We start from the raw sequence: 15,967 nt of genomic DNA, 5'->3' as shown, positions 1-15,967 counted from the left end.
CGCGGCGGCTCTGTCCAGAGGTGCAAAATGTGTGTCATACGAGTAACACACCTCGTCTCTCGGGGGGATGGGACCGTGCCTCGTCGCTAGCCACTATTATATGACGAAAAACGCCAAGCTTTGGCGTGCATGCCATCTACTGCAAAGGTGGATCGACGTCAGGAGCCGCTACAATCACGATGTGATCCCGAGCTACCATCATGCCTCGCCTTCCCCCCGCCGAGGCGGGCGTAGAGGGTCGGCAGCACGAACAAGGTCAGCAGCGTCGCCGAAACGAGGCCGCCGATCACGACGGTGGCCAGCGGCTTCTGCACCTCCGCACCCGCACCATGGCCCAGCGCCATCGGCACGAAGCCGAGGGACGCCACCAGCGCCGTCATCGCGACCGGGCGAAGCCGGGCGAGCGCACCGTCATGCGCGGCCTGAACCCGGTCCATGCCCCGGGCCATCAGGTCGTGGATCGACGACACCATCACGAGGCCATTGAGGACGGCGATCCCCGACAGCGCGATGAAGCCGACCGCCGCGGACACCGAAAACGGCATACCCCGCAAGGTCAGGGCCAGCACGCCGCCGACCAGCGCCAGCGGCACGCCGGTGAAAACGATCGCTGCGTCGCGTACCGAGCCGAGCGCGCCGTAGAGCAGCAGCATGATGGCGGCGAAACAGACGGGTATGACAAGCAGCAGCCGGTCGCGGGCCGAGGCGAGGTTCTCGAACTGCCCGCCCCATGTGACGTAGGTCCCCGGCGGCATCTTCACCTGCGCGTCGATCGCCGCCCGCGCCTCCGCGACGACGCCGGCGACGTCGCGGTCGCGGACGTTCGCCTGGACGACGACGCGGCGCTTGCCGTTCTCGCGGCTGATCTGGTTCGGCCTGTCGACGACCGCGATATCGGCCACCGTCGACAGCGGCACGAAGCCGCCGGCCGACGTCGGCACCGGCACCTGCGCCACCTCGGTCAGGTCCGACCGGGACGCGTCCGACAGGCGGATCACGACCGGGAAGCGCCGGTCGCCCTCGAAGATCACGCCCGCCTCGCGACCGCCGATCGCGGCGCTGACGGTATCCTGCACGTCGCCGGCGGTGACGCCGATCCGCGCCATCGCCATGCGGTTGGGGCGGATGTCGAGCATCGGCAGCCCTTCGGTCTGTTCGACCCGCACGTCGACGGCGCCGCGCGTCTTGCGCAGGATAGCGGCGATGCGGCCGGCGGCGTCGGTCATGCCGCCGAAGTCGTCGCCGAAGACCTTCACCGCGATGTCGCCCCGCACGCCTGCGATCAGTTCGTTGAAGCGCATCTGGATCGGCTGGGTGATCTCATAGGCGTTGCCGGGCAGCGTCGAGAGCCGCTGCGCCATGCGCTCCACCAGCTTTTCCTTGCCGAGACCGGGGTCGGGCCACTCGGCACGCGGCTTCAGGATGACGAAAGTGTCGGTCGCGTTCGGCGGCATCGGGTCCGAGGCGATCTCCGACGTCCCCGTCCGCGAGAAAGCGAAGCGCACCTCGGGCTGGCGGGCGAGCATCTTCTCGATCCGAAACTGCATCGCCTGGCTCTGGTCGACCGAGGTGCCGGGGATGCGCACCGCCTGAACGAGGATGTTGCCCTCGTCGAGCTGCGGCAGGAATTCCTGTCCCAACGTGGTGAAGGCGACGCCGGCGAGCGCGAGCGTACCGATGGCGACGCCGAGCGTGGCCCCCGGTCGCCCCATCGCCTTGCCGAGGCCCGGCTCGTAGCGGCGACGCAGCCAGCCGATGATCCGGCTCTCCTTCTCGTCGACCGGTCGGCCGAGCAGACAAGCGATCGCCGCCGGTACGAAGGTCATCGACAGGATGAACGCGAAGACGAGCGCGATCATGACGGTGAGCGCCATCGGCTCGAACATCTTGCCCTCGACGCCGGTGAAGGTGAGCAGCGGCGCGTAGACGAGGATGATGATCGCCTGACCGTAGACGGACGGGCGGATCATCTCGCGCGCCGATGCCGCGACGAGGTCGAGGCGCTGCCGGAGCGGCAGCGGCGCGGGGCGGCCGTGCTGGGCATCGCCGAGCCGTCGCAGCGCGTTCTCGACGATGATGACGGCGCCGTCGACGATCAGGCCGAAGTCGAGCGCGCCGAGGCTCATCAGATTGGCCGAGACGCCGGCGCGCAGCATGCCGACGCTGGTCAGCAGCATGGTGATCGGGATCACCAGCGCCGCGATCAGCGCCGCGCGGACATTGCCGAGCAGCGCGAACAGCACGACGATGACGAGCAGCGCGCCCTCCGCCAGGTTGCGCGCTACGGTGGCGATGGTCGCGTTGACCAGCTCGGTGCGGTCGAGCACCGGCTTGACGACGACATCGACGGGCAGCGCCCGGCCGATCTGCTTCAGCCGTTCGCCGACCCCGGTGGAGACGGTGCGGCTGTTCTCGCCGATCCGCATCACCGCGGTGCCGACGACGACCTCATGGCCGTTCTCGGATGCCGACCCCATACGCAACGCCTGTCCGGTACGAACGGTGGCGATCTGGCTGAGCAGGATCGGCACGCTTTCGCGCGTGGCGATCACCGTGCGCGCCAGTTCGTCGGCGTTGCGGACGCGCCCGTCCACGCGAACGGCAAGGCCTTCGCCGTTGCGGTTCACGACGCCAGCACCGGCGCTGCTGTTGTTGCGCTCCAGCGCGGTGGCGAGATCCTGCAGCGTGATCCGCATCGCCGCCATCCGCTGGATGTCGGGGACGACGAGATATTGTTTGGTGTAGCCGCCGAGACTGTCGACCCCGGCGAGGCCGGCGCTGCTCTTCAGCTGCGGCGTGACGATCCAGTCCTGGACGGTGCGCAGGTAGGTCGCCTTGTCGGCGGCCGTGACGAGGTGGTCGCCCTCGGGCGTGATATAGCTGCCGTCCTTCTGGAGCCCGGGTTCGCCGTTGCGGTGATTGACCTCGTCGAGCTCGCGATACTCGACCGTCCACATGACGATGTCGCCGAGTCCGGTGGCGATCGGTCCCATCTCCGGGTTCACCCCGTCGGGCAGGGTCTCCGCGGCGGTGCGCAACCGCTCGCCGACCTGCGCCCTCGCGAAATAGATGTCGGTCCCCTCGTCGAAGACGGCGGTGACCTGCGCGAAACCGTTGCGGCTGAGCGACCGGGTGTATGCGAGGCCGGGAATGCCGGCGAGCGCGGTCTCGACGGTGAAGGCGACCTGCTTCTCGATCTGGTCGGGCGAGAGGGCGGGCGCGACGACGTTGATCTGTACCTGATTGTTGGTGATGTCGGGGACGGCGTCGATCGGCAGCCGCTGGATCGCGAACACCCCGGCGAGTGCCGCGGCGACGGTCAGCAGCAGGACGAGCCAGCGCTTTTCGACGGCGAAGGTGACGATGCCGGCGAGGACGGGGCGGGCGATCATGGCCTAGTCCTCGTCCTTCGCTTGCGCCTTGCCGAGTTCGGCCTTGAGCGTGAACGAGTTGGTCGAGGCGATGCGCTCCTCCCCGGTCAGCCCGGCGGTGACGCTGACCGAGCCACCGTTGGTGCGGCCGAGCGTCACCGGCATCGCCTTGAACCCGGACGGGGTCCGCACGAAGACGTGCGGCCTGTCGCCGATCATCTGCACCGCGGCCGACGGCACGGCGACGCTGCGATCGCTTTTGGCGGGCAGCAGCACGGAGACGCTGGCGGTCTCGCCGACGCGCCAGATGCCACCGGCGTTGTCGATGGTGGCGATCACCGGCACGAGACGGGTGGTTTCGTCGAGGATCGGCGAGACGAAGGTCACGCGGCCGTCCTGACGCCGTCCGGCAGACGTGACCTCGACGCGGGTGCCCGGCGCGACGTGACCGGCATCGGCCGGTACCAGCGACATGGTCACCGACACTCTGGCCAGGTCCGCGACCCGGAAGATCTCGGCGTCGGCGGCGATCTGCTGGCCGAGCGTCGCGGAGCGGGCGATCACCCGGCCGGAGATCGGCGAGCGCACCGTGATGCGGTTGAGGGCGCCCCCGCCCCCGCCCGTGGCCGACAGCTGCTGATTGGCGAGACGCAGCGCGATGTCCGCCTCGGTCGCGGCGGTGCGGGCGGCGACGAGGTCCTGTTCGGGCGACACGCGTTCGGCGAACAGCCGCTGCTCGCGGCGCAGATTCGATCGTGCGAGGGCGGAGCGAGCCCGCGCGGCTGCCACTTCGGCGTTGAGGCTTGCTGCCTCCCGGCTCTCGATAACGGCCAGCGTCTCGCCGCGGCGGACCGGCTGGCCGAGGTTGCGGGTCAGCGCGACCAGGCGGCCGCCGATCGCGGCCGACACGACCTGCACGCCTTGCGGGTCGCCCTCGATGGTCGCGGGAAGCTCGATCGCCCCGGCGACGCCGCCGACGGTCGGACGGGTGACCTCGATGCCGGCGTCGGCGATCTGCTGCGCCGAGAGCGTGGCGGTCGTCGGATCGCCGCTGGCCGCTCCCTTCGTCTCGCCTGCCTCACTGGCGTTCTCGGCGGGCTCGGCCGAGCGGCCGCAGCCGGTGACGGCGAGGGTCAGGACCGCCGGCATCGCGGTCTTCAGGATGCGGTTCATCGGTGATCGTCCTTGGAAAGCGGCGCGGCGGCGGTCAGCCGTTCCAGCCGTGCCTGCGCATCGTGATGGGCGGCGAGCGCGTTGATCGCGGCCGTGCGGGTTTCGAGCAGCGTGCGCTCGGCATCGAGCAGGTCGAGCTGTCCGAACTTGCCCTCGCGGTAGCCGATGCGGGCGATCCGGGCGGCCTCGGTCGCGGCGGCGAGTGCGGGTCCGGTGGCGTTGCGCGCCGTCGTCGCGGCGTTCTCCGCCTCGGCCTGCGCCGTGGCCACGTCCTGCTCGGCGTCGAGCAGCGCGACGCGCCGCCGTGCGTCCGACTGCTCGCGCTGCGCTTCGGCGAGGGCTATGCTCGCTCGCCCGTTGTTGAAGACGTTCAGCGGGATGGAGATGCCGAACACGGCCGCGACGTCGTTGGTCTGTTCCAGCCGGCGGGCACTGGCACTGACCGTCAGATCGGGCACGCGCTGGCTGCGCGCGAGGCGGACCTGAGCCGTGGCCGTGTCGAGGTCGGCACGCGCCGCGGCGACGGTCAGCGATGCCGACGGCGTCATGGGCCGCGACGGGCCGACCGAAGACACCGCGTCGAACCAGCCGCCATCGAGCCGGCCGACCGGCACGCCGACCAGCCGGGCGAGATTGTCGGAGGCCACCGCCGCCGACCGGCGTGCCCGTTCGAGCGTCCCCGCGGCGGCGATGCGCGCCACGTCGGCGCGCTGCTCCTCGAGCGGTGATGCGCGACCGGCCTGCACCCGGACGCGGGCGGCGCGCAGGACCTCGGCGGCGATGCCGACCTGATCCTCCGCGATCCCCACCCGACGCTGGGCGGCGGCGGCGGCGGTGTAGGTCTGCGTCACCCGCAACCGCAAGTCGGCGCGCGCGATCTCCGCCTGCAGGCCGGCACGTCCGATCTGCGCGTCGGCGACGGCGATGCGGGCGCCACGCTTGCCGCCGCGCTCCACCGGCAGCGCGAGGCCGAGCGTCGTCTCCGACGAGCGCAGTCCCCGATAGAGGCCGGTGCCCGCGACGTTCTCCGCCTCGCCCACGATCGACGGATTGGGGCGGAGGCCGGCGAGGCGGCGCTGCGCTTCGGCGGCACGGACACCCGCGGCCGCCGCGTCCCGGAACGGCGACGACGCGCCCGACCGGTCGATCGCTTCGGACAGCGTGAGGATCGGCATTGCGGCGGCGCTCTGTTCGGTCTGGGCCTGCGACGACGATGCGCAGGCACCGGCGGCCAGAACGGCCGCGATGATGCGATGCATGAATTGCTCCCGACGGTAGTGACCCGGACGCGCATGCGCGCGCGCCCGATCGACGCGTCAGGCCTGCGGCGGTCGGAGGCCGGCTTCCGTGTCGTGTCCGCTCAGCGCACGGCTGCGCACTGCGAGCGGTATCGTCGATGCGACGAGCGTCCGGCCGATCATCGTCCCGACGACGGGCGTGTCCGCGTGGTGCTCGTGGCAGCTGGCGTGATGGTGGGGGTAGGCCTTGTCCGCGTCGGCAGGCACCTCGTCGCCATCGCCCGGTGCATGGACGGCCGTCTCGGTCCTGCTCATCTCGACGCCGCCTGCTTCCGCGGCATGCGCCATCCCGGCCCAGGCCGTCAGGACCAGCATCAGGCACGCCAGGAGGGGCACGAGCTTGCGCATGGCTGTGCCTAGCATTCTGCCGGCACCGTGTAACCCTGTTCGGCAGCCACCCTCTCGTCCGAGGTTCTGCCGCAACCGCCGCAAGCCATGGCCGTCGTCCTTCGCGAAGTGCGTCCGACAGGCTATATGCACCCTGTAGCTACTACAGGGTCAAGCGAATGATGTGGTTCGTCGTGAAGTCGCTGCTCTCGGGTGTGATCGTCGCCACTGTATCCGAGGTAGCGCGTCGCAGCCCGGGGTTCGGCGCTCTCGTCGCTTCGCTGCCGCTCGTCTCGATCCTCGGCATGATGTGGCTGTGGCACGACACGGGTGATCCCGATCGCCTGGCAGCCCATGCGAGCGCGACCTTCTGGTATGTGCTGCCATCGTTGCCGATGTTCCTCGTCATCCCGTTCCTGATCCGCAGCGGCGTGCCTGTCTGGTGGGCTCTGGCCGCCGGGTGCGCGGTGACGGTACTGCTCTACTCAGCGATGACGGTGTCCGCCTCGAAGCTGGGGATCGCGCTGTGACCCATTTGACGATCGGCAAGCTCGCCAGGGAGACCGGTACGACGGTCGAGACGATCCGCTATTACGAGCGGGTCGGGCTGATCGCCGCCCCGGCGCGGACCGACGGAAACTATCGGTCCTTCCGTCCCGATGATCTGGAGCGGCTTCGCTTCATCCGGCGGACACGGGACCTTGGCTTCTCGCTGGAGGAGGTCCGCGCATTGCTGGACATGGCGGTAGAGCGGGATCAGGATTGCGGCGAGGTCGACGAACTGGCCAAACGGCATTTGAACGCGATCGACCAAAAGATCGCGGACCTCGTCGCGTTGCGACGCGACCTCGCCAGCGTCATCGCGCGCTGCGCCGGGGGCACGGTGGCGGATTGCCAGATCCTCCAGACCTTCTTGCCACGGCTCCCCGGCAAGAGCGGGCCGGGCACGGCGAGTTGACCGTCACTGTCCTGACATCGGTCGGGACATCGCCCGATCTCGAAACACCTAACGCTTCGCCACGCCGGTCGATTGCCGGATGATGAGCTCGTGGCGATGGCTCCGGCATAGGATCGGGGGCGTGTCCTTGAGCTGGGCGACGACCATATCGGCGGCGGCGACCGCCATGTCGAACACCGGCTGGCGGACGGTCGTGATCGCCGGCCAGGCGATGCGCGCGACTTCCGAGTCATCGAAGCCGGTGATCGACACGTCGCCCGGCACCGTCAGCCCGGCCTCCAGCGCCGCGATCAACGCGCCGACCGCCATGTCGTCGTTCTGCGCCAGGATCGCGGTCGGCCGATCGGCGCGGGCGAGCAGCGTCGTCGCGGCGGCATGGCCGCTTTCATAGGTGTAGAAGCCCGTCGCGATCCGCTCCGGGGCGATGGTGATGCCGGCCGCGGCGAATGCCTCGGCGAAGCCCTGCATGCGCGCGTCGGCCGAGGCATGGGTGGGATCACCGGTGATGATCGCGATGTCGCGATGGCCGAGGCCGATGACATGGGCGGCGATCTCGCGCGCGGCGGTGACGTCGTCGATCAGGTTGCTCGGTCCCGCCTCGATCAGGCGGGTGGGTGCGATCCGCGCGAAGCGGATGCTCGCCGCGGTCAGATCGGCCATGATCCGTTCGCTGTCGGAGGCCGGCGGCGCCAGCACGACGCCATCCAGCGCCGCCGAGCGGAGCAGCCCGACCACGTCCGCTTCGTGCGCCGAGATCGATGCGATCGGAATGACGACGAGCCGGTAATGTTCGTCACGCAACCGCTCGAGCACGCCCTTCTGCAGATCGACGACGTAACTGGGCGAGGGGTTTTCGTAGACCAGGCCGATCAGGTGCGAACGGCGCTGAACCAGCGCGCGCGCGAGCATGTTGGGATGGTAATTGACCGCCGCCGCGGCTTCCTTGACCCGGCGGATGATGTCTTCGGTCACATGCGGCTGGCCGTTGAGCACGCGCGATACCGTCTTGATCGACACGCCGGCGTGGCGGGCGACGTCGACGATCGTCGTGCGGTGATGTCCCTTGACCATGAGGCGGTGTACGAAGCGTCGTCGCTTTGGTCCACTCTGGATGGCGCCGCTTGGATGGCGGCATGCTGTTGACAACGTCGGACAAATTGTATCGAATTGTCTCTGCCGCCAACGAGCGGGACGGGGAGAGAGACCATCCACTACGTCGACTTGCAGACGTTGCAGCGGACGCCCGGCGCGACCTGGTATGAGGAAGTCGTCCGCCGCAAGCCGATCGTATGAGGCGTGGCATGGCATTCGCCATCGCGGATGACGCGCGGCTGACCGCCTCGGCGATCGGCGCAGAACGCGAACCGCTGCTCGATGCCGCGGGGCTGCTCGCCGATCCCGCCGCGCTGGTCGATGTCGCGGCGGCGAGCCGCTTCACCCCGGCTTATGGCCCGACCGGCGGCTATCCCGGCCTGCGGGCGGCATTGCCGGACGCCTATATCCGGTCGGTCGTCGACGTGCTGGTCGGCCCGATCGCCGAGGCGTTCGGGCTGGGCGCGGTTCGTCCGAGCCGCGCACAGGGGGCGTTCTCGCTGGTGACGCTGGCGCCGACGGCCCTGACACCACCGCAGCGGTCGCCGCACGTCGACTCGGTCGACCCGGCGCAATTCGCGATCCTCCATTATCTGTGCGACGCCGGCGTCGGTGGCACCGCCTTTTATCGCCATAAGGCGACGGGGTTCGAGCGGCTCGATGATCGCCGGCTCGCCTCCTATCGGGCGGCACGCGCGACCGAGGCCGCCCCGGACGGCTATGTCGACGACGGCGCACCCTGGTTCGAGCGGACGATGCAGGTCGGCGCCGCGTTCAACCGGGTGATCGTCTATCGCAGCTGCATCCTCCATTCGGGAACGGTGCCGACGCCGGATCGGTTGAGCGCCAATCCACGCAGCGGGAGGCTCACCGCCAACATCTTTTTGACTCTGGCTTCGGTCTGATCCGTCCGCGGCCGATGACGCCCAATGTTGTTTTGTCGCACATAACAAAATCGCAACAAAACGTCGCGATTTGGTATACTTTTATTGCTATTGACAACGTAGGACACGACAGTAGGTCTTGGCCCCGAGGCAAGCCAGGGTCGCCGACGACAGGCGGCTGCTTGACCGTAAAGGGGAGGAAGCATGAGGGGATTTTCGCCATTGAGGGCGCTCGTCTGCACGACATCGGTCGGCGCGATCGCATTGTGTCTCACCACGCCCGCATCGGCCCAGGTCGTCGGCGGCGGTGACGACAGCAACGCGCCCGCCACCAATGCGCAGCCGGGGTCCGAAGACGCGCCGCGTGCCGCGCAGGACGGTGCCACCACCGCCACCGCGGAAGGGTCGGGCGAGGACATCGTCGTCACCGGTATCCGCGCGTCGCTCAATCGCGCGATCGACATCAAGCGCAACTCGAACGGCATCGTCGACGCGATCTCGGCCGAGGACATCGGCAAATTCCCGGACACCAACCTCGCCGAATCCCTGCAGCGGGTCAGCGGCGTGTCAATCAACCGCGTCAACGGCGAGGGCGCCGAGGTGACCGCCCGCGGCTTCGGCGGTGGCTTCAACCTCGTGACGCTCAACGGCCGGCAGTTGCCCGCGACCAATTTGCAGGGGGTCGGCGGCGACCAGAGCGTCGACTTCGCCACCGCGACCGGCCGTTCGTTCGACTTCGGCAACCTCGCGTCGGAAGGCGTCAGCACGCTCGAAGTCTACAAGACCGGGCGCGCCGCCATCCCGACCGGCGGCATCGGCGCGACGATCAACGTCATCACCCGCAAGCCGCTCGATTCGCGGCAGTCGGGCCTGTCGGGGTCGATCGGTGCGAAGGCGTCGTACGATACCAGCATCTCCAAGGACGAAGACGGCCTGGCGAAAGTCACGCCGGAAGTGTCCGGTCTTTTGAACTGGAAAAATGATAGCGATACCTTCGGTGTCGCGCTGTTCGGCAGCTACCAGAAGCGCAACTCGGCCGCCGCCAGCTCGACGTCGAACGCCTGGAACATCCGGACGATCGACAATCCCGGCGACATCTTCGGCGCCAATACGGTGATCAACAACCGCCCGCCCGCGGGCAGCCTGATCGCCTTCCCGAACGATGCGCGCTACCATTTCTCCGAATCGACCCGCGAGCGCATCAACGCCTCGGGCGTCATGCAATTCCGCCCGGTGGAAAGCCTGCTGCTGACCGCGGACGTGCTGTGGGCGCAGAACCGCCAGAACGAGGCGCGGCAGGATCAGACGAACTGGCTCAACCGGCCGTTCGGCACCGTCACCTTCGACAACAGCCCGGTGCCGACCGCGACGGTCATCTCGCAGGCGGTGCCCGATCCCAAGGACACCGGCTACGAGCAGCAGTTCCGCGCCACCAAGGACAAGCTGGAGGAATATGGCCTCAACGCGGCGTGGGACGTCAGCGACAAGTTCAAGCTGGTCGCCGACATCCAGCATTCCAAGTCGCAGGCGCTCCCCGACGCATCGAACGGCGCGAGCTCGACCCTGTTCTCTATGGGTGCGAACGTCGTCAATGGGCAGACGATCGACTGGTCGCGCGGCTTCCCGCAGGTCAGCGAGACGATAAACGACTGTAATGCACTGTCTTCCAACGCCGGACCGGGCCGCGTGATCGGCAATTGCAACGGCCAGCTCGACGCCGGCGATCTCGGCACCCAGGTCGCCCGCACCAACTCCGCGCGGCAGATCCAGACGATCAATCAGGCGCAGCTCGGCCTCGGCTGGGATCTCGGCGGCGGCAGCAAGGCCGAATTCGGCGGCAGCTACATCGATTCGAAGCTCCGTTCAACGCGGACCCAGACCACGCAGACGCTGGGTGACTGGAGCATCAGCAATCCCGGCGAGGTCGAGGCGCAGGCCGCAGGCCTGATCAAGACCTTCTGCCTCGTCTGCAAGTTCGATCACTTCAAGCCCGGCGTCACCGGCCCTGGCCTCAATGCCTTCCGCGGCAATGCGGTGGCGCTGAACAACATCTTCTCGCCGCTCTACGCCGCGCGCGGCAATCCCGTCACCGCCGGCTCGGCGAATGACGACAGGATCGAGGAGAAGATCGCCTCGGCCTATGGCCAGCTGACCTGGAAGGGCCAGATCGCCGGTGCGGATGCGACCATGGTCGTCGGCGCACGCTACGAAGTCACCAAGGTGAGGGCGTTCTCGCTGGTCAACGGACCGTCGGCGATCATCTGGACGTCGGACAACGACTTCAACGTGCCGGGCTCGTCGGCGGCGACGCCGCTGTCCGGCCGCGGCAGCTACGACAATCTGCTGCCCGCGATCGATTTCCAGATCTCGCCGTTCGAGAACGTCATCACCCGCGTCTCGTTCAGCAAGACGATCGCACGCCCGTCCTACGGCGATCAGTTCGTCAGCTCGACCGCCGCTGCCGGCAGCCGCGCGACGCTGTTCGGCGGCCAGCCGAATGGCACGACGGGCAACCCGAACCTGCGCCCGCTCGTGTCGGACAATTTCGACATATCCGCGGAATGGTACTTCAAGTCGTCGAGCTACCTGTCGGCGGGCTTCTTCGACAAACGGGTGCGCAACTTCGTCGGAACGGGCTTGTCGAACGGCAATCTGTTCGGCCTGCGCGACGCCACCACCGGAGCGGCAGGCTCGCGATCCGGCACGGCGGCCGAGGCGCTCGGCCGGCTCGGCCTCGACCGGACCGACATCAACCTGTTCAGCTATACGGCCCGGCTGGTCCAGAACGGCGGCAACGTCGCGCAAACCGACGCCGATATCCGCGCCAACAGTTCGGGCACCTCGGTCAACGGCGGCTATTTCGACCAGCTGTCGCGCTCGGTCGACATCACGCCCGACGCCAACGATCCGCTGGCGATCTTCTCGATCGCCTCGCCGATCAACAACCGCGACGCGGAAATCTACGGTGCCGAGTTCGCCGGCCAGTATTTCTTCGGCCGGACCGGCATCGGCGTCGCGGCGTCCTACACGTTGGTGCGCGGCAATGTCGGCATCGACGTGCTGGCCGCGCCGACCGCGGATCAATTCGCCTTGCTCGGCCTGTCCGACACGGCGAACGCCTCGCTGATCTACGACAAGAACGGTCTGTCGGCGCGCCTGACCTACAATTGGCGCGCCAAATACCTGTCGGAGATCGGCCGTGGCGGCACCACCGATCGCAATCCCGTCTTCTTCGCGCCGTATAGCAGCGTCGATGTCAACGTCAGCTGGGACATCAATCAACAGATCGCCGTCTCGCTCGAAGGTATCAACCTGACCAGCGAATCGGTGCGCAGCTACGGACGCTCGGAAAACCAGACCTTCTTCGCGCAGGAAAACAAACCGAGACTATTGCTCGGCGCGCGCTATCGGTTCTGAACTTATCATCGATTATGTCTCCCCTTGGGGTCGCTCTTCGGAGCGGCCCATTTTTTTGGAAGACGCTTGCTGACCCGGACGATGCACGGTACGCCATCGGCAGGGACAGGATCACGATTTACCAAGAGAGATGCTGACGGCGATGAACCGCGTGCTGCTCAACAATATCGATCATGCCGATCTGCGCGTCGCGATCCGCGCTGGCGCGGCGTTCGGCGATGGCGTCAACCAACTGCCGATCTTCCCGTCCGAATTCGAGGAGGCGCAGCGCGTCTTCCCGATCATCTTCCGCGAGGAGAACGGGGCTCTACAGCCGTATGCGCTGCTGGGTCTCGACCGTGACGAAAACCTGTTCCTCGCGGGTGATCGCTGGACGAGCGACTATGTCCCCGTCTTCCAGCGCCGCGGGCCGTTCTCGATCGCCGTCGGCAAGACGGCCACGGGCGGCGACGACGAACCGATGGTGCATGTCGATCTGGACGATCCGCGGGTCGGCGCGCCCGACGGCCTGCCCCTGTTCAAGGAGCATGGCGGCAACGCGCCGCTGCTCGACCATATGACCGACGTGCTGCGGACGATCTTCCAGGGTATGGAAACGACCGCGGCGATCTGCGCGGCGTGGCGCGACGCGGGACTGTTGCGCGCGATCACGCTGCAGATCTCGCTCGACGAGGATCGGACCTACGAGGTGCCCGATATCCTCACCGTCGACCGTCAGGCACTCGCCGGTCTGTCCGGTGAAGCGCTGGAGCGTCTGCACCGTCACGGCCTGCTCGAAGGCGCGATATTCGCCGCGGCATCGCTCGGCAACGTCCAGCGGCTGATCGCGCTGAAGGCCGCGCGGCAGGCGGGCCGGTGAGCGCCGCCGCCATCACCGACCGGCGCGTGGCGGAGGTGGCGGCCACGGACGCCGCTTTCGATCCCGACGCCCTCGTCCGGCGCGGCGAGCCGGTGATCGTGCGCGGCCTGGTGCGCGACTGGCCGCTCGTCGCCGCCGGCCGCCAGGGCAATGCGGCGGCGGCGGACTATCTGCTGTCCTTCTACAGCGGTCGACCGGGTGTCGGCTACACCGCGCCGGCGGAAGCGGGCGGCCGCTATTTCTACGACGAGAGCCTGACGCGCCTCGATTTCGCGGCGGAGCGCGTCGATCTCGCCGCCTATCTCCGCCGCATGCTCGCCGGCACGGAGGCGGGCCCCGCATTCTATGTCGGCTCGACCGATCTCGGCCAGTTCTTTCCCGGCCTCGCAGCGGCCGGCAACGACCTGGCGCTGGACGAGGCGGCGTTCGGGCAGGCGTTGCGCAGCATCTGGATCGGCACGCGCACGACCGCCTCGGCGCATTACGACATGTCGAACAACATCGCCTGCGTCGCCGTCGGCAGGCGGCGGTTCACGCTCTTCCCTCCCGACCAGATCGCGAACCTCTATCCCGGTCCGCTCGAGCCCACGCCGGGCGGGCAGGTCGTCTCGCTGGTCGACTTTCGTGCGCCCGATCTCGATCGCTTCCCGGCCTTTGCCGAAGCGCGGCGGCATGCCCGCGTCGCCGAGCTGGAGCCGGGTGACGCCGTCGTCTACCCCGCTTTGTGGTGGCATCACGTCGAGGCGCTGTCCGACTTCAACGTCATGATCAATTATTGGTGGAATACGGCGCCGGCTTTCATGGACTCGCCGATGACGACGATCCTGCACGCGATGCTAAGCCTGCGCGACCGCCCGGCCGCCGAAAAGGCGGCCTGGGCGGCGATGTTCGACTATTACGTCTTCGGCGAATCCGGTCGTGCCGCCGCGCATCTGCCCGCGCCGGCGCAAGGCGCGCTTGCCCCGCTCGACACGCGTGCGGCGCGCCTGCTGCGCGCCCAATTGCTGCAACGGATCAACCGATGAACGGGCCGGCGACGCGCCGCCGCATCGTCATCGCCGGCGGCGGCACCGCAGGCTGGCTGGCGGCCGCGATCCTGACCCGCCAGCTCGGTCCCTTCGCCGACGTCACGCTGGTCGAATCGGACGAGATCGGCACCGTCGGGGTCGGTGAATCGACCATCCCGACCGTCCGCGCCTTCCACGCGCTGATCGGCGTCGACGAACGCGAATTCATGCAGGCGACCGGCGCCAGCTTCAAACTGGGGATCTCGTTCGAAAATTGGGCGCGCGAGGGGGACCGCTACATCCATTCGTTCGGCGATGTCGGCCAATCGACATGGATGAGCGATTTCCACCATTTCTGGCTGGAGGCGCAGGCGCGCGGCGTCGCCGAACCGTTCGGGTCCTATTGCTACGAGCATGAGGCCGCCGCGGCCGACCGCTTCGCCGTCGGCGGGACGCCGGCGCTCAACTACGCCTATCATTTCGATGCCGGCCGCTATGCGCGCTTTCTCCGCGGCAAGGCGGAGGCGAACGGCCTGCGCCGGCTCGAAGGCAAGATCGACCGGGTCGTCCGCGATACTGAAAGCGGCGATATCACCACGCTGATCCTCGACGACGGCACGGCCGTCGCCGGCGATCTGTTCTTCGATTGCACCGGCTTTCGCGCGCTGCTGATCGGCGAGGCGCTCGGCGTCGGGTTCGAGGATTGGGGCGACTGGCTGCCGACGAACCGCGCGCTGGCGATGCAGACCGAGGCAACCGGCCCGGCGCGTCCCTACACGCGGGCGATCGCGCACGATGCCGGCTGGCGGTGGAAGATCCCGCTGCACCATCGCGTCGGCAACGGGCTGGTCTATTGCGCCGACTATCTCAGCGACGACGCCGCGCACGCGCGCCTGTTGGCGACGGTCGAGGGCGCGGCGCTGATCGAGCCACGGCTGATCCGCTTCCGCACCGGCCGGCGCAAGGCGGCGTGGCAGCACAATTGCGTCGCGCTCAGCCTGGCGAGCGGGTTCGTCGAACCGCTCGAATCGACGAGCATCCACCTCATCATGATCGCGCTGACCCGCTTCCTGCAATTGCTGCCGAGCGAGCGGCCAAGCGCCGCGGCGATCGCCCGCTTCAACGTTCAGGCCGCGCAGGAGATCGAGGGCGTGCGCGACTTCATCATCCTCCACTATCATCTCACCGACCGCGACGAGCCTTTCTGGCGCGACCGGCGAGCGATGACGATCCCTGAGAGTCTGTCCGACCGCATCGCACTCTTCCGCGACAGCGCCAACGCCTATCAGGCTGATCACGACCTCTTCCGCGTCGCGTCGTGGCTGCAGGTCATGCTCGGCCAGCGCCTTGCCGCCGCGAGCCATCACCCGCTGGTCCGATTGATGCCGTCTGATCAACTGCGATCCGCCTTGCGGGATATGCACACGGCGATCGCGCGGTCCGTCGACGGTTTGCCATCGCATCAGGTTTTTCTGGATGGCTACGTTCGAACAGCAGCTCATTGAGGTGAGAAACACCTAATCGGCTCGATGCAACTCGAGCCAATTAGATGCGCTGGGTGATGAGTGTCCGATCGGGATC

General features: G+C 68.0%; 12 protein-coding genes. 7 read left to right on the top strand and 5 right to left on the bottom strand.

From position 1 onward, the window contains the following. Positions 1-158: 158 nt before the first annotated feature. Genes AC07UH_RS17500 through AC07UH_RS17485 form a run of 4 tightly spaced genes read right to left on the bottom strand, consistent with a single transcriptional unit; the run spans position 159 to position 6,190 of the window. Positions 159-3,392 carry an efflux RND transporter permease subunit gene (locus AC07UH_RS17500; protein ID WP_495181213.1) on the bottom strand — a complete coding sequence of 1,078 codons (3,234 nt, stop codon included), beginning with the start codon at positions 3,390-3,392 and terminating at the stop codon, positions 159-161. Between the two features lie 3 nt (positions 3,393-3,395). Continuing rightward, complete coding sequence (locus tag AC07UH_RS17495; RefSeq protein WP_495181214.1) at positions 3,396-4,544, bottom strand: efflux RND transporter periplasmic adaptor subunit; 1,149 nt, start codon at positions 4,542-4,544, stop codon at positions 3,396-3,398. After that, positions 4,541-5,803 (bottom strand): TolC family protein, encoded by a 1,263-nt coding sequence (locus AC07UH_RS17490; RefSeq protein WP_495181215.1) that lies wholly within the window; start codon positions 5,801-5,803, stop codon positions 4,541-4,543. Before AC07UH_RS17490 ends, AC07UH_RS17495 begins: the two co-directional genes overlap by 4 nt. A 57-nt stretch (positions 5,804-5,860) precedes the next feature. Further along, entirely contained in the window at positions 5,861-6,190 is a 330-nt protein-coding gene (locus AC07UH_RS17485; RefSeq protein ID WP_495181216.1) for a hypothetical protein, read from the bottom strand. A gap of 158 nt (positions 6,191-6,348) precedes the next feature. On the opposite strand from AC07UH_RS17485, the gene AC07UH_RS17480 reads away from it, so the two are divergent. Together AC07UH_RS17480 and AC07UH_RS17475 are read left to right on the top strand one after the other, a co-directional pair. After that, positions 6,349-6,699 (top strand): DUF3147 family protein, encoded by a 351-nt coding sequence (locus AC07UH_RS17480; RefSeq protein WP_495181217.1) that lies wholly within the window; start codon positions 6,349-6,351, stop codon positions 6,697-6,699. After that, positions 6,696-7,127 carry a MerR family transcriptional regulator gene (locus AC07UH_RS17475; protein WP_495181218.1) on the top strand — a complete coding sequence of 144 codons (432 nt, stop codon included), beginning with the start codon at positions 6,696-6,698 and terminating at the stop codon, positions 7,125-7,127. Before AC07UH_RS17480 ends, AC07UH_RS17475 begins: the two co-directional genes overlap by 4 nt. Before the next feature lie 48 nt (positions 7,128-7,175). Here the strand turns inward: AC07UH_RS17475 and AC07UH_RS17470 are convergent, their stop codons facing one another. Beyond that, entirely contained in the window at positions 7,176-8,198 is a 1,023-nt protein-coding gene (locus tag AC07UH_RS17470; RefSeq protein WP_038665272.1) for a LacI family DNA-binding transcriptional regulator, read from the bottom strand. A 230-nt stretch (positions 8,199-8,428) separates the two neighbouring features. On the opposite strand from AC07UH_RS17470, the gene AC07UH_RS17465 reads away from it, so the two are divergent. The 5 genes from AC07UH_RS17465 (at position 8,429) to AC07UH_RS17445 (ending at position 15,891) form a co-directional block, all read left to right on the top strand. Continuing rightward, complete coding sequence (locus tag AC07UH_RS17465) at positions 8,429-9,124, top strand: DUF6445 family protein (RefSeq protein WP_495181219.1); 696 nt, start codon at positions 8,429-8,431, stop codon at positions 9,122-9,124. A gap of 183 nt (positions 9,125-9,307) precedes the next feature. Continuing rightward, positions 9,308-12,520 carry a TonB-dependent receptor gene (locus AC07UH_RS17460; RefSeq protein WP_038665278.1) on the top strand — a complete coding sequence of 1,071 codons (3,213 nt, stop codon included), beginning with the start codon at positions 9,308-9,310 and terminating at the stop codon, positions 12,518-12,520. Positions 12,521-12,662: 142 nt separating this feature from the next. After that, positions 12,663-13,379: a SapC family protein gene (locus tag AC07UH_RS17455; protein WP_495189923.1), complete on the top strand. Its 717-nt coding sequence runs from the start codon at positions 12,663-12,665 to the stop codon at positions 13,377-13,379. Continuing rightward, the gene (locus tag AC07UH_RS17450) at positions 13,376-14,404 is read left to right on the top strand and encodes a cupin-like domain-containing protein (RefSeq protein ID WP_495181221.1); all 1,029 of its coding nucleotides are present in this window, start codon (positions 13,376-13,378) and stop codon (positions 14,402-14,404) included. The genes AC07UH_RS17455 and AC07UH_RS17450 overlap by 4 nt, the downstream gene beginning before the upstream one ends. Next, positions 14,401-15,891, top strand: coding sequence for a tryptophan halogenase family protein (locus tag AC07UH_RS17445; RefSeq protein ID WP_495181222.1), 1,491 nt, complete (start codon positions 14,401-14,403; stop codon positions 15,889-15,891). Before AC07UH_RS17450 ends, AC07UH_RS17445 begins: the two co-directional genes overlap by 4 nt. The last annotated feature ends 76 nt before the right edge of the window (positions 15,892-15,967 follow it).

Source organism: Sphingomonas sp. GW821-FHT04B01 (genome assembly GCF_059420425.1).
The sequence above is the reverse complement of the archived record's forward strand: the minus strand, read 5'-3'. Positions and strand labels throughout refer to the sequence as shown.

What these genes read in the sequence shown, in the direction of transcription:
- AC07UH_RS17495 (WP_495181214.1), bottom strand. Translation starts at nt 4,544, where the DNA reads ATGAACCGCATCCTGAAGACCGCGATGCCGGCGGTCCTGACCCTCGCC.
- AC07UH_RS17485 (WP_495181216.1), bottom strand. Translation starts at nt 6,190, where the DNA reads ATGCGCAAGCTCGTGCCCCTCCTGGCGTGCCTGATGCTGGTCCTGACG.
- AC07UH_RS17445 (WP_495181222.1), top strand. Translation starts at nt 14,401, where the DNA reads ATGAACGGGCCGGCGACGCGCCGCCGCATCGTCATCGCCGGCGGCGGC.
- AC07UH_RS17470 (WP_038665272.1), bottom strand. Translation starts at nt 8,198, where the DNA reads ATGGTCAAGGGACATCACCGCACGACGATCGTCGACGTCGCCCGCCAC.
- AC07UH_RS17455 (WP_495189923.1), top strand. Translation starts at nt 12,663, where the DNA reads ATGAACCGCGTGCTGCTCAACAATATCGATCATGCCGATCTGCGCGTC.
- AC07UH_RS17460 (WP_038665278.1), top strand. Translation starts at nt 9,308, where the DNA reads ATGAGGGGATTTTCGCCATTGAGGGCGCTCGTCTGCACGACATCGGTC.
- AC07UH_RS17465 (WP_495181219.1), top strand. Translation starts at nt 8,429, where the DNA reads ATGGCATTCGCCATCGCGGATGACGCGCGGCTGACCGCCTCGGCGATC.
- AC07UH_RS17480 (WP_495181217.1), top strand. Translation starts at nt 6,349, where the DNA reads ATGATGTGGTTCGTCGTGAAGTCGCTGCTCTCGGGTGTGATCGTCGCC.
- AC07UH_RS17490 (WP_495181215.1), bottom strand. Translation starts at nt 5,803, where the DNA reads ATGCATCGCATCATCGCGGCCGTTCTGGCCGCCGGTGCCTGCGCATCG.
- AC07UH_RS17500 (WP_495181213.1), bottom strand. Translation starts at nt 3,392, where the DNA reads ATGATCGCCCGCCCCGTCCTCGCCGGCATCGTCACCTTCGCCGTCGAA.